Below are 13,628 nucleotides of genomic sequence, written 5' to 3'. Positions count from 1 at the left end.
GTTCAGTCGAACTCTTGGACGCCGCTCAGTCGGATCTCCTCGTTGTCGAGATGGGCTTCGACCCGGCGCACGACGAGGTCGTCGATCGTGCCGTCGCGGCGAAGCGCGAGCAGCACCTCGCGTTTGCGCTCGATCATCGCGAGCTTGAGGCGCGTCGCCTCTTCGAACCGGATGATCGGCGAGCGCTGGGTGAGGTCGATGTCGGTGCTCATCGCGAGCATCTCGAGACCGTTGTCCGAGACCTCCGGACGAAGCGAGGGGGATGCCGCGGCCGGCGCGTCGAGCATCGTCTCGAGCTCGGCGATCTCGTCGTCGTCCAGGGCGCGCTGCCGCGCGAACGCCCGCGCGTTGGCGAGCTCGAGGAGCTCGTAGCCGTCGCGGCGTGCCCGATCGCGCACTTCGTCGCTGATGCCGTGCTCGGCGGCGAGGTCGTCGAGGGCGGCCATCGCGGCACCCGAGACGGCCCGCTGCGCGAGTTCGAGCTCGTTGACGGCGGCGTCGTCGGCCGGCAGCTTCGCCCACCGCACGACCGCCGGCAGCAGGGTGCCCTGCACGAGCAGGCTCAGCACGATGACCCCCGCCGTGACGAACACGATGGCGTCGCGCCCTTCGAGCGGCGCTCCCGACTCGGTCGTGAGCGGCACCGAGAGCGCGATCGCGAGCGACACGGCGCCGCGGAAGCCCGCCATGGTGCTCACGACCCGCGCGCGATGGGGCGACCCGATCGGAGCTCCGCGCGCGGGCCTGGCGAACGGTGCGAACAGGAACTGGAAGAGGTAGCGCACGAGCAGCAGCGTGATCCAGACGACGAACGTCGTGAGAGTGAGCCACCAGATCTCTCGCGGCGAGATCTCGTGGACGATGTGCTGCACCTCGAGCCCGATCAGCACGAAGAGGCTGCCGTTGAGCAGATACACCCCGAACGGCCACGCCGCGACGGCCTGCCGCCGCGACTGCGCGGTCGTGATGCGCGGCGAGATCCAGGCGATGATGAGCCCCGCGAAGACGACGGCGAGCACGCCGGACGCGTGGATGAGCTCGGCCACGAGGAAGGCGGAGAACGGCACGAGCAGCAGCGTGATGTTGATCGACAGACTCGAGTGGATGCTGCGCAGCAGCAGGAACGCGAGCGCGGCGATCGCGATGCCCGCCGCGGCTCCGCCGACGTACGAGACGAGGACCGTCCACGTGATCGACCACGGCGTGACGCTTCCGCCGACGGCGAGCGACACCGCGATCGCGTAGACGACGAGCGCCGTGCCGTCGTTCGTGAGGCTCTCGGCCTTGAGCTTCATGAACGTGCGCTGCGGAAGCAGCCGGCCCAGGGCCGCGACGGCAGTCGCATCGGGCGGTGCGACGGCGGCGCCGAGGATCAGGGCCGCTTCCCAGGGCACCCCCATGAGGGTCGCCACGCCCGCCACCGCGAAGGCGGAGGCCACGACCAGGAGCGTGCTCATCGGGATGATGTAGCGCAGCGACCGGCGTATCGATCGCAGCGACGTCGTGAGGCTCTCCCAGAAGAGCATGACGGGGAGGAACAGCAGCAGCACCGTCTCGGGCGGCAGCTCGATCTCGCGGAGCGCCGGGAAGAATCCGAGCAGCAGCCCGATCACGACTAGCAGCAACGGCGTCGCGAGCCTCAGCCGAGGGGCGAGCAGCGTGCCGGTGAGCACCGCCAACCCCAGCAGCACCGTGACTTCGAGACCTTCCATGGCGACCCCCGCTCCGCGTGTGCGTCCAGTGTGCGCACAGGACAGAGCGATGGGACAGGCCCCGGCATTCCCTCTCTCCCTCGAGCCGGGTTTCAGGATGCCGACCCCGCGGCCGCCGGAAGGCTCGGTGGCGCTGTCCGCCGAGTCATCGACCCGAGGACCGCCGATAGCCTGGCGGGATGGTGATCTCGGCTTCCGGCGGCGTGGAACCGAGCGAACTGACCGCCCTCGCGTGGACGATGCTGGCGCTCGCCGCCGTCATCGTCGGGGTCTCGAAGACCGCGCTGCCGGGCGCCGCGACGCTCGCTGTGGCGATCTTCGCGGGGGTCCTGCCGGCGCGCAACTCGACGGCGACGCTCCTCGTGCTGCTCATCGTCGGCGATGCGCTCGCGCTGCTGCTCTACCGCCGTCACGCCGACTGGAAGACGCTGCTGCGGCTTGCGCCGGCGGTCGTGGCGGGACTCGTCGTGGGCGCGCTCTTCCTCGCGGTCGCGGACGATGCGTGGGTGCGCCGGACGATCGGCGTCATCCTGCTGGCTCTCGTCGCGCTCACGCTCTGGCTGCGGCGGCGCACCGGCGGCACTCCCGTCGCGGGGCGCGGAGGACTCGTCGTGCGCACCGGCTACGGCACGCTCGGCGGATTCACGACGATGGTCGCGAACGCCGGCGGGCCGGTCATGTCGATGTACTTCCTCGCGGCGCGGTTCGAGGTCAAGGCGTTCCTCGGCACCGCCGCCTGGTTCTTCGCGATCGTCAACATCGCGAAGCTGCCCTTCGCGGTGGGCCTGGGCCTCCTGACGCCGCAGACGCTGCTCATCGACCTCGTCCTGATCCCCGCGGTCCTGATCGGCGGCGCCATCGGTTGGGCCATCGCGAACCGGATCGACCAGGCGCTGTTCGAGCGGATCGTCTTCATCCTGACCGTGGTCGCGGCGCTCTACCTGCTCTTCGTCTGAGGTCAGTCCTCGTAGACGTCGTCGATCGCCCACACGCCGTTGTCGCTGACGACGATGTACTCCCAGCGATCCGCGTAGTCCTCGGGGCTGTCCGTCGGCGTGCCCTCGTTGTCGGAGAGGCTCGTGTAGGTCTCGGTGACCGAGACGGAGATCGTGCCGCCGTCCGTCGCGACGTTCCGGACCGTCGTGACGTAGTCGTACGTCCCCGATGCGAAGTCGCGCGCCGTGCTCGTGAAAGCCGCGCAGTCCGCGAGTTCGGAGTACTCGCGCAGGGCCGCGGTCGTCGAGAGCATGTACGCATCGCAGTCCGCCGTGAGCCACGCGTCGTTGTACATCAGCACGGCATCGACGGCGGCCTGCTGATCCGGATCGGGCAGCGGGTCGGCAGGATCGGGCGTCGTCGGCATGGACTCGCTCCGGTCGTCGATCACCCACCGGCTCTCCCACGGGATCACGAGGTACTCGTGTCGGTCCTCGTACCGGGCGGGGGTCTCGGTGGGGTTCCCCTCAGGGTCCACGCTGCTCGTGTAGGTCTTCCTGACCGCGACGGAGAGGCCCTCGTCGACGGTGTGGATCTCGCCGATGAACAGCGACCTGTCCTGCGTCCCGTCCGCGACCTCGGCCGACAGCGCGGCGAACTCGTCGCAGTCGGTCGCGCCGATGTTCGCCCGGAAGTCTTCCGTCGTGTCCCAGAAGTAGTCCTCGCAGCTGCCGCTCAGCACGGCATCCGAATAGTCGTGGATGACGTCGATCGCGCCGTACACGTCGTCGCTGTCGGGAGCCGGGCGGCCTTCCTCGTCCTCCTCCGCCGCGTCCGGTGCGGGCGACTCCTCGACCGCCACGGTGGGCGCCGGGCCCGTCGCCAGGGTGAGCGTCACGAAGATCACGACGGCCGCCACGACGAGCAGCGCCGCCCCGCCCGCGATCGCCCAGACGATGCCCGCTCGCGAGGCTCGCCGCTCGGGTTCGGGAACCGGCGGTCCGACGGTCGGCGACGCGGGATCGGCACCCGGATACCCCGTGCCGGGGATCATGTAGGCGGTCGGCGCTGGGCTCGGCCGGCTGTCGGAGACAGGTGTGGCGGGGGAGGCGAAGGGACTCGCGGGAGTCTCGGGCGTCCTGACATGGTCGGTCCAGCGCGCGCCGTCCCACCAGCGCTGCGCGCCATGGCCGTCGTCGTACCAACCGGGGGGCGAGGTGGTCATGGCGCCACACTAAACCGCGCCGGACCGCCCGCCTATAGGGCGCTCGCCTGGTGCCCTCCGTCGGCGGCGGGACCTCCCGGCAGCCGGCTCGGAGCCCCTCCGCGGGATCGCTCACCCGCCGTGTCGCGCGCTCAGCGCAGCACGCGCACGACGGTCACTCCGGGGGTCGCGCGGCCGTCGGTCGCCGACAGCTCGAGGACGACGGATTCGGGATGCTGCGCCAGGGCCGGCACCCCGCCGAGCTCGTATTCGAGCTCGAGCGACTCGTCCGAGCCGTCGAAGTGCTCGTCGGCGACGACCGTGCCATCGACCCGCACGATCAGTCGAGTCGGCTCCGAGCCGGTGAGAAGCCCGACACGCAGCACCCGAGCCCCGGCGGCGCGCAGGCGCACCGACATCCGGTCCCGTGTGACGCGTCGTCGTCGCCCGTCGCCCGTGAGCACCTCGCTCGCCGTCGCCCGGAAGCCGTGATCGGATTCGGGCTGCTGCTCGCCGAACGCGACGGCATCGATCGTGGCCTCGTCGAGCGACAGAGACGCGTCCGCGGCGAGAAGCGCCGCGCGCCGGGCCGCGACATCGCCCTCGGCGACCGGCCAGTACACCGTGTACCGCTCGTCGTGGATGCCGGCGAAGGGCTCGAGCTCGATCGTCTCGTCGGCGTCCAGGGTGCGCAGGGCGTAGCGCAGGGGAGCCTGCGGCTCGAGCCCCGCAACGCCGGGCGCGACGATCGGGAGGTCCGCGAGGCCGAAGAGCGGCCCGTGCGCGATGTGACCCATGCGGCTGTCGTCGGCGATCAGCCCGTCGAGGTGGCGCGTGCCGGCGCGCGCTGCGAGGACGATCGGGCCCGCGCGGAACGCCTGCCACGGCGACCCGTCGGGGAGGGGCTCGGCCGTGAGGCGCAGCGGTGCGCGGAACGTCACGGTATCGCCCGGCAGCCACTCGCGCTGAAGCACGAGGGCGCCGTCGACCGCGCGCCCCGCAGCCGGGACGCCGTTCACGGCGAGCCCGTCGAGCGCGCCCGCCCAGTCCGGCACCCGCAGCCGCAGAGCGAACTCCCGAGGCGCTTCGAGCTCGAGCACGACCGCGACCGCGTCGTCTTCGGGGAAGCGGGTCTCGACGCGGATCCGGCCGCCGAACTCGGGCACCTCGGCCTCGGCCGGCACGAACAGATTGACCGCGAGCGCGCCGTCCTCGACGCCGAACACCCACTCCGCGTAGCGCGCCTGCGCCTCGAGGCCCGTCCCGACGCAGCACCAGAAGCCGTCCTCGACCTGCGAGTAGACGCGGTAGTGCCGCGGGCGCATCGAGGTGAAGTACACGAAGCCGCCGCGGGACGGATGCTGCGACGCGAGCAGATGGTTGAAGAGCGCCCGCTCGGCGAACGCGAGATGCGCCGGCTCGAGCTCGTGCTCGGCGAGCGCGCGGGTGAGCTTGAGCATGTTGTACGTGTTGCACGTCTCGGGACCCTCGCGGTCCGAGGTCATGGGTGAGAAGTCGTCGAGTCCGTGGAAGTGCTCGCGGACGCTGTTGCCGCCCATCGCGACAGTCCGCCGCTCGACGACGGTGCGCCAGAACGCGTCGGCCGCCCGGCGGTAGGAGTCGTCGCCGGTCGCTGTCGCGGTCGCGGCGTAGCCGACGGCCTTCGGGATCTGCGTGTTGGCGTGCCGGCCCGTGAGGTCGTCCCGGTCCTCGAGCAGGGGATCGAGGATGACGCGATGCGAGAAGCGCTCCGCCATCGCGGCGTATTCGGCGCGGCCCGTCAGCTCGGCGAGCAGCGCGAAAGCCTCGTTCATGCCGCCGAACTCGGTGTCGAGCATCGCCTCGAACGACGCGTCGTCGATCGTGCGGGCGATCTCGAGCCACCAGTCCGCGAGGCGCACGACGACTTCGAGCGCGCCCTCGACGCCGCCGACCGCGTGCGCGTCGATGAGTCCCTGGAACGTCTTGTGCAGGTTGTACCAGGGCACCCAGTGGTCGGACCCGCCGAGCTGTCGCGCCGCCGTGGGCGCGTCATCCCGGAACGCCTCGAAGAGGGCGCGGCCACCGGGGATGCCGCCGACATAGCCCGTGCCGCGGGCCTCCTGCGCCCGTGCGAGCTCCGCTACGAGGTAGACGAGCCGCTCGCGCGCCTCGTGGGAGTCCGTCGCCGACCACAGGTGCGCGAGCGCGCTGAGCTCGTGCCCCGCGATGTGGCCGTCGAGGCCCGAGTCCTCCCAGTTGCCGTAGCCGTCGGCCTTGGCGGGGAGTCCCGCTTCGCGCAGGAAGGGCGCGAGGAGGCGGTCGGGGTCGAGCGCGAGTGCGTACGCGAGGTCGACGCGGACGGCGTTCGCGAACGGTCCGTCGGTGATGCGCACGCGGCTGAGCGGGAGGAACTGCACGGGGTCTCCTCGTCGAGATCGGCTTCCGGAACTGAGGGTTGCGTTCGGGGCCTGCACTAATTTAACGTTACAAACTGCTGCACCTCAACGCCGAATCCTGAGAGAGACGCCATGGTCGCCATTCCCTCCGACTCCACCCATCGCATCGACCGCCGCATCTACGGCCAGTTCGCAGAGCACCTCGGGCGGTGCATCTACGAGGGCGTGTGGGTCGGCGCGGGATCCGACATCCCGAACAAGAACGGCATCCGGACCGATGTCGTCGACGCGCTCCGGCACATCAAGGTGCCGCTCGTGCGCTGGCCCGGCGGATGCTTCGCCGACGAGTACCACTGGCTCAAGGGCGTCGGTGACGAGCGTCAGCCGATGGTCAACACGCACTGGGGCGGCGTCGTCGAGTCGAACGAGTTCGGCACGCACGAGTACTTCGAGCTGCTCAACCAGCTCGACGCCGAGGCGTACATCAACGGCAACGTCGGCAGTGGCACGGTCGCCGAGATGCACGATTGGATCGAGTACATGACGCTCGACAGCACGGCGCCCATGGCCGAGCTGCGCAAGCGGCACGGGCGCGAGCAGCCGTGGAAGGTCGAGTTCTTCGGCGTCGGCAACGAGAGCTGGGGCTGCGGCGGCAACATGCTTCCGCTGCACTACGCCAACGAGTACCGCAAGTTCCAGACCTACGTGCGGCAGTACGGAGACGCGCCCATCACGAAGATCGCGTGCGGCGCGAACTCCGACGACTTCGAGTGGACCGACGTGCTCATGGCGCGCGCGGCCGAGCACATGGACGGCCTGAGCCTGCACTACTACACGCTCCCCACGGGCGAGTGGAACGGCAAGGGGTCGGCGATCGACTTCGACGACTACGCCTGGTACGAGACGATCCGCCAGACCCGCCGCATGGAGGAGCTGCTCCGCCGGCACGGCGCCATCATGGACAAGTACGACCCGGCCAAGCGCGTGAGCCTCATCGTCGACGAGTGGGGCACGTGGTACGACGTCGAGCCGGGCACCAACCCCGGGTTCCTGTACCAGCAGAACACCGTGCGGGATGCCGTCGTCGCCGCCCTCAACCTGAACACGTTCCACCGCCACGGCGACCGCGTGCGCATGACGAACATCGCGCAGATGGTCAACGTGCTGCAGGCGATGCTCCTGACCGACGGCGGCAATCTCGTCAAGACGCCGACCTACCACGTGTTCGATCTGTACACGGATCACCAGGACGCCGAGTTCGTCGCGACCCCCGTGCCGGCCGGCACGACGCCCGGCGCGCTCGGGACCGAGGGCGACTTCACGGTCTCGCGCAAGGACGGCGCGCTGACGATCAGCGCGACGAACTGGGGTCTCGGACGCGAGCTCGAGGCCGACTTCGAGCTGCCGGGCGCCGCGACCGACCTCCTCCGGGCGCAGATCCTCACGGGCGCGCGGGCGAACTCGCACAACACGTTCGATCGCCCCGAGGAGGTCGCGCTGCACGACCTCGCCGTGCGCATCGACGGCAGCCGCGTGCGCTTCACGCTGCCGCCGCACTCGGTCGCGACGGTGCGGGTCGCACACGCGGAGTGATCCGGTGACGGGGGAGCGCGGCATCCGGGAGTCCCGGCGATGGTGACGATGCAGGATGTCGCGCACCGAGCCGGAGTCTCGGTCATGACGGTCTCGAACGTCGTGAACGACCAGCCGCACGTCCGCGCCGCGACGCGCGCGAAGGTGCTCGCGGCGATCGCCGAGCTCGGCTACCACGTCAACACGGCGGCGCGGAGCCTGCGTCAGGGCCGGACGGGCGTCATCGTGCTCGCCGTCCCCGAGATCGACCGGCCGTACTTCGGGCTGCTCGCGACGCTGCTCATCGAGCGCGCCGCGGCGCGCGGGTACGACCTCGTCGTCGAGCAGACCGCCGCCGCGCGCGACCGCGAGCTCGACGCCGTGGCGCGCTCCCGCCTGCGCAGCTCGGACGGCCTGATCATGAGCGCAGTCCAGCTGCACGACGACGACGTGGGACTGCTGCACGGCGACTTCCCGATCGTCATCCTCGGCGAGCGCTCCTTCACACAGCCGCTCGACCACGTCGTCATGGCCAACGAGGACGGGGGAGCGCTCGCGTCCCGACACCTCGCGGAGCGCGGATGCCGCCGCATCGCGATGCTCGGCGGACGCACGGGCGCACCCCACGACGACGACCTCACGACGCTGCGCGCCCGCGGGTTCCTCGCGGGCCTCGTCGCGGCGGGGCTCGCAGCAGACGAGGGGCTCGTGCGGTCCGTCGCCCTGACGTTCGAGGGCGGCTATCAGGGGACGATCGACCTGCTTGCCGAGACCGACGACATCGACGGGCTGTTCTGCGCGACGGACGTCGTCGCGATCGGCGCCGTCCGCGCGCTGAGCGACCGCGGCCTGCGCGTGCCCGACGACGTGCGCGTCGTCGGGTTCGACGACGTGCCGATCGCGTCGTTCCTCACGCCCTCGCTGACTTCGATCGCCCCCGATCACGCGGCGATGGCGGACGCCGTCATCGCGATGATCGTCGACCGCATCGAGGGCTCGCGCGATCCCCACGACTACCGCACGTTCACGGGCGCCGTGCGCCTCGTCGAGCGGGAATCGTCGCGCGCCTGACGAGCACGGAGCAGGGATCGGATGCCGCTCCCGCCGCCTCGCGACACGCGCGATCGACACATGGGCGTGTGCGACTAGGTGATTTCGCACCTGTCGTGAGAACATCGACGCGTCGGGTCTGCTCCGAGCGTTCAGGTACCCCGGACCGCACGGCCTCGCAGCGACCGACACGTGGATTCTCCCGAGATTCCGCAATGAAGACTCCGCCTCTTCGACCCCAGGGACGAAGTGCGCGATGCGAGCAGGTCCCCGGTCGGGCGCTTCCCCAGGCGCATCCCCAAGCCGGCCGGGGGCCGTTTCGCGTTTCCGGGCCGATGGCCCGCCTGGACGGCCCGTCGTTCATCGCGCCGCGCAGGCTTCCCGCAAGATCCGGCACACCGGCGCCCGGTTGCCACACGGAGTGGCGCGTCGGCGGCGTGCATTGTGACGCGCGCGAATTGCCGCGCCCGCGGACCGCGCCGTATAGTTAGGCAGGTAAGGCTACCCTCACACCCGAGCAGCCCTGCCGTGCGGCATCCCGCATCTCTTTTCCCTCTCTGTCTGGATCGACCTGTGCTCGCGACGTTCCTCATCGGACTCCGTGAAGGCCTCGAAGCCGCCCTCGTCGTCGGCATCCTGCTCGCGTACCTCACGCGTCTCGAGCGTCGCGACGTGCTTCCCCGGCTGTGGGCGGGCGTCGGGCTCGCCGTCGGGCTCGCCGTCGTCATCGGGGCGATTCTGACCTTCGGCGCGTACTCGCTGACCTTCGAGGGGCAGGAGCTGCTCGGCGGACTGCTCTCGGTGTTCACCGTCGCGATGGTGACGTGGATGATCTTCTGGATGCAGCGCACGGCGCGCACCCTGAAGAAGTCCCTCGAGGGAGGCCTCGACCGCGCGCTCGCGACCGGCACCCTGTGGGCGATCGTCGCGATCGGCTTCATCTCGGTCGCGCGCGAGGGCGTCGAGACGACGCTGCTGCTGTGGTCGATGGTGCAGTCGTTCGGCGACGCTCCCGCGGCGCTCCTCGGAGCCCTTCTGGGACTCGCCGCCGCGGTGCTGCTCGGATGGCTCCTCGCGCGGGGCATGCTGCGCCTCGACCTGCGCACCTTCTTCACGTGGACCGGCGCGTTCCTCGTGATCGTCGCGGCCGGTGTGCTCGCCTACGGCATCCACGACCTGCAGGAGGCAGGCGTCCTGCCAGGCCCCTTCACGGCCGCCGCGCCGATCGACCCTGCGACGGGCGCCGTCGCCGTCGGATGGGCGGCGTTCCCCTTCGGCTGGGCCTTCGACGTGAGCGCCGCGATCCCGCCCGGGAGCCCGCTCGCCGCGATCCTGCAGGCCACCGTCGGCTTCATGCCTGCGATGACGTGGCTGCAGGTCGTCGCGTGGGTGCTCTACGTCGGCATCGTCGGCTCGCTCTGGGCCCGCGCCCAGTTCGCCCGCCCCGCGGCGCGCCCCGCCGACAGGGTCCACGTCTCTTCCGGCGCCTCCGCCGCCCCCGCCGTCCCGCAAGGAGAAGTATGACCGCGCACCGTCTCGTCGGAGCCCTCGCCGTCGTCGCCGTCGGAGCACTCGCGCTCTCCGGATGCGTCGCGAAGGCCGACACGGCCACCGCCGACGCCCTGACCGTCACCTCCACGGCGGACGGCTGCGACGTCTCGACCGCTGCGGTCGAGAGCGGAACACTCGCGTTCGAGGTCACGAACGCCGGCGACGACGTGACGGAGTTCTACCTGCTCGCAGAGGACGGCCTGCGGATCGTCGGCGAGGCCGAGAACATCGCCCCCGGGGCATCCAGAACGCTGACGGTCGTCGCGCAGCCGGGCGAGTACTTCACGCTGTGCAAGCCGGGCATGGTCGGCGACGGCGTCGGCCGCGCCGGCTTCTCGGTGTCGGGCGAGACGGTCGCCGTCGACGGGCCGGACGCCGAGCTCAAGCAGCAGGCGGTCGACCTCTACGCGGCCTTCGTCAAGGACCAGGTCGGCCAGCTGCTGCCCGCCGTCGAGGCGTTCGCGACCGCGTACGAGTCCGGCGACGACGCGGCCGCCCAGGCGCAGTTCCCGCAGGTCCGCGCGTACTACGAGCGGATCGAGCCCGTCGCCGAGGCGCTCGGCGACCTCGACCCGCGCATCGACTACCGCGAGGTCGACGCCGTCGCGGAGGGTCTCGATTGGACGGGCTTCCACCGCATCGAGAAGGACCTCTGGGTTCCCGCGGCCGACGCGCTCAACGCCGACGGCGAGACGCCCGCGTGGCAGGACTGGGCGCCCTCGACACCCGCCGAGCGTGCCGCGTACGGCGACCAGCTCATCGCCGACGTGCAGGAGCTGTTCGACTACGTCCACTCCGACGACTTCCAGGCAGCGCTCGACGCGCAGGGCATCGCCGGCATCTCCAACGGCGCCATCGCGCTGCTCGACGAGGTCGCGACCGGCAAGATCCAGGGCGAGGAGGACTGGTGGTCGGGCACCGACCTCTCGGACTTCGCCGCCAACGTCGAGGGCTCCAAGATGGCGTTCTCGCTCGTCGAGGACTTCGCCGCGTCGTCGGGCGACGAGGGCGCCGCGCTGACGGAGGAGATCACGGCGGGCTACGCCGATCTCGAGGCCGCGCTCGCCGCGCACGGCTCGCTCGCGGCGGGGTTCGTGGACTACGCCGTGCTGACCGAGGAGGACAAGCGCGCGCTGACCGACCTCATCAACGCGCTCGCCGAGCCCCTGTCGCAGCTCACCGCGACCGCCCTGGCGTGACGTGAGCCCGACCGCTCCCGACGAGAACCCGACCCCCGCCGCCGAACCGGCCGGGTCGTCGGGCGTGTCGCGGCGCGGTCTGCTCACGGGTCTCGCGATCGGTGCCGGTGCCGCGGGCCTCGCCGTCGGTGCGAGCCTCGGGTCGGCCGGGAGCATCGCGGCACGCGCGAAGGATCGGGAGGCCGCCGAGGCCGGCTACGCCTTCTTCGGCGCGCATCAGGCCGGCATCAAGACGCGCGTGCAGGACCACCTGCACTTCGCGTCGTTCGACATGATGGAGCGCACCGACCGGGACGACCTCGTCGCGCTCCTGCAGGACTGGTCGTACGCCGCGTCCCGTCTCGTGCAGGGCCTCGACGTCAGTGCGACCGGCGCGGTCGGGGGATCGCCCGAAGCGCCGCCGGACGACACCGGCGAGGCCCAGGGGCTCACCGCGAGCGGGCTCACGATCACGTTCGGCTTCGGCCCCACGCTCTTCGAGGCGGACGGCGTCGACCGGTACGGCATCGCGGCGCAGCGGCCTGCGGGGCTCGAGAAGCTCCCCGCGTTCCTCGGCGACGACCTCGACCCCGCGACGTCCGGGGGCGACCTGTGCATCCAGGCGTGCGCCGACGACCCGCAGGTCGCTGTGCACGCGATCCGCAATCTGAGTCGCATCGCCTTCGGGCGGGCGCGGCTGCGCTGGTCGCAGCTCGGCTTCGGGCGCACGTCCCGCACGGCGGCCGATCAGTCGACGCCGCGCAATCTGTTCGGGTTCAAGGACGGCACGGCCAACATCCTCGCCGACGACACGGCGGCCCTCGACGAGCACGTGTGGGTCGCGGCATCCGATCGCCCCGACTGGATGGCCGGCGGCTCGTACCTCGTCGCGCGCAAGATCGCGATGCTCGTCGAGACGTGGGATCGCGTGCGCCTGTCGGAGCAGAACTCGATCATCGGACGCGAGAAGGGCAGCGGCGCGCCGCTCTCGGGCGGACGGGAGTTCACCGAGCCCGACTTCGCGGCCGAGGCGGCCGACGGCACGCCCGCGATCCCCGTCGCGAGCCATGTGCGGCTCGCGCACCCCGACTTCAACGACGGCACCCGGATCCTTCGCCGCGGCTACAACTTCGTCGACGGCAACAACGAGCTCGGGCGCCTCGACGCGGGCCTGTTCTTCCTCTCGTTCCAGCGCAGCCCCGAGCAGTTCGTGCGGCTGCAGCGGTCCTTGTCGACCGACGTCATGAACGAATACCTGCGCCACGTCGGATCCGGCATCTGGGCAGTCCCGCCCGGCGCCGCACCCGGGTCGTACGTCGGGGCGGGGCTCTTCGCCTGAGCCGCGACGTCGCGCCCGACCCGCGTCTGAGCGGAGAAAAAACCTCCGCATGGAGGTTTGTGCGAGTAGGATGCCATCATGCCCGATGAGCCCGCGAACCCGCGCTCCCGCGGCTCGTACGCGAAAGGCGTCGCGCGCCGCCAGGAGATCCTCGACCGTGCCATCGAGGTGTTCGCCGAGCGCGGCTCGGACCGCACGAGCCTGCGCGCGATCGCGGCCGAGGTCGGCGTGACGCACGCGGCGCTCGCACACTACTTCGGGTCGCTCGAGGAGCTCCTGGTCGCGGTGTACCGCGAGTCCGAGCGGCGCGGCGACGAGCGCGAGCCGCGCAACCCCGATGCGACCCCCGTCGAGATCATGCGCGAGTGGACCGTCGCCAACCGCGAGGTCGCGGGGCTCGTGCAGCTGTACTCGACGCTCGTCGCGGCGGCGCTCGAGGAGGGGCATCCCGCGGCGCGCGAGTTCGCGACGACGCGCTTCGACCGGGTCCGCTCCGACCTCGCCGAGCGCGTGCGCCGCAGTCAGGTCGCGGGCCGCATCCGCCCCGACCTCGACCCGCTCGCCGTCGCGGCACTCGTGGTCGCGGCATCGGACGGTCTGCAGACGCAGTGGCTGCTGGATGCGTCCGCCCCGCAGGACGCCGCGCTCCTCCTGCTCGAACAGCTGCTGGAGTCGCCGGCGCGCGGTGTCTGAGGTCCGCGCTACCGT

Annotated in this window: 10 protein-coding genes; 7 read left to right on the top strand and 3 right to left on the bottom strand. The window is 71.2% G+C overall.

The genetic code is table 11. From position 1 onward, the window contains the following. Positions 1 to 2: 2 nt before the first annotated feature. Positions 3 to 1,712: a Na+/H+ antiporter gene (locus MJ607_RS05250; protein ID WP_243074469.1), complete on the bottom strand. Its 1,710-nt coding sequence runs from the start codon at positions 1,710 to 1,712 to the stop codon at positions 3 to 5. A gap of 179 nt (positions 1,713 to 1,891) precedes the next feature. Between MJ607_RS05250 and MJ607_RS05245 the strand changes: the two genes are divergently transcribed. Continuing rightward, positions 1,892 to 2,668 (top strand): sulfite exporter TauE/SafE family protein, encoded by a 777-nt coding sequence (locus MJ607_RS05245; RefSeq protein WP_243074468.1) that lies wholly within the window; start codon positions 1,892 to 1,894, stop codon positions 2,666 to 2,668. Between the two features lie 2 nt (positions 2,669 to 2,670). On the opposite strand, the gene MJ607_RS05240 is transcribed toward MJ607_RS05245, so the two are convergent. Together MJ607_RS05240 and MJ607_RS05235 are read right to left on the bottom strand one after the other, a co-directional pair. Next, positions 2,671 to 3,873 carry a DUF2510 domain-containing protein gene (locus MJ607_RS05240; protein ID WP_243074467.1) on the bottom strand — a complete coding sequence of 401 codons (1,203 nt, stop codon included), beginning with the start codon at positions 3,871 to 3,873 and terminating at the stop codon, positions 2,671 to 2,673. Positions 3,874 to 4,004: 131 nt separating this feature from the next. Then, a complete protein-coding gene (locus tag MJ607_RS05235; RefSeq protein WP_243074466.1) occupies positions 4,005 to 6,251 on the bottom strand; it encodes a beta-L-arabinofuranosidase domain-containing protein in 2,247 nt (748 codons plus the stop codon). Positions 6,252 to 6,362: 111 nt separating this feature from the next. On the opposite strand from MJ607_RS05235, the gene MJ607_RS05230 reads away from it, so the two are divergent. The 6 genes from MJ607_RS05230 (at position 6,363) to MJ607_RS05205 (ending at position 13,613) form a co-directional block, all read left to right on the top strand. After that, positions 6,363 to 7,823: an alpha-N-arabinofuranosidase gene (locus tag MJ607_RS05230; RefSeq protein WP_243074465.1), complete on the top strand. Its 1,461-nt coding sequence runs from the start codon at positions 6,363 to 6,365 to the stop codon at positions 7,821 to 7,823. Positions 7,824 to 7,862: 39 nt separating this feature from the next. Further along, complete coding sequence (locus tag MJ607_RS05225) at positions 7,863 to 8,873, top strand: LacI family DNA-binding transcriptional regulator (protein WP_243074464.1); 1,011 nt, start codon at positions 7,863 to 7,865, stop codon at positions 8,871 to 8,873. A gap of 552 nt (positions 8,874 to 9,425) precedes the next feature. Then, positions 9,426 to 10,376, top strand: a complete 951-nt coding sequence (gene efeU, locus MJ607_RS05220; protein WP_243074463.1) for an iron uptake transporter permease EfeU — start codon at positions 9,426 to 9,428, stop codon at positions 10,374 to 10,376. Continuing rightward, positions 10,373 to 11,602, top strand: coding sequence for an iron uptake system protein EfeO (gene efeO / locus MJ607_RS05215; RefSeq protein WP_243074462.1), 1,230 nt, complete (start codon positions 10,373 to 10,375; stop codon positions 11,600 to 11,602). Before efeU ends, efeO begins: the two co-directional genes overlap by 4 nt. A 1-nt stretch (position 11,603) precedes the next feature. Further along, positions 11,604 to 12,920 carry an iron uptake transporter deferrochelatase/peroxidase subunit gene (gene efeB / locus MJ607_RS05210; protein WP_243074461.1) on the top strand — a complete coding sequence of 439 codons (1,317 nt, stop codon included), beginning with the start codon at positions 11,604 to 11,606 and terminating at the stop codon, positions 12,918 to 12,920. Positions 12,921 to 12,998: 78 nt separating this feature from the next. Then, positions 12,999 to 13,613: a TetR/AcrR family transcriptional regulator gene (locus MJ607_RS05205; protein ID WP_243074460.1), complete on the top strand. Its 615-nt coding sequence runs from the start codon at positions 12,999 to 13,001 to the stop codon at positions 13,611 to 13,613. The last annotated feature ends 15 nt before the right edge of the window (positions 13,614 to 13,628 follow it).

The sequence above is a fragment of the Microbacterium sp. SS28 genome (genome assembly GCF_022761035.1).
Lineage (GTDB): Bacteria > Actinomycetota > Actinomycetes > Actinomycetales > Microbacteriaceae > Microbacterium.
This window is presented reverse-complemented; position numbering and strand designations above follow the sequence as displayed.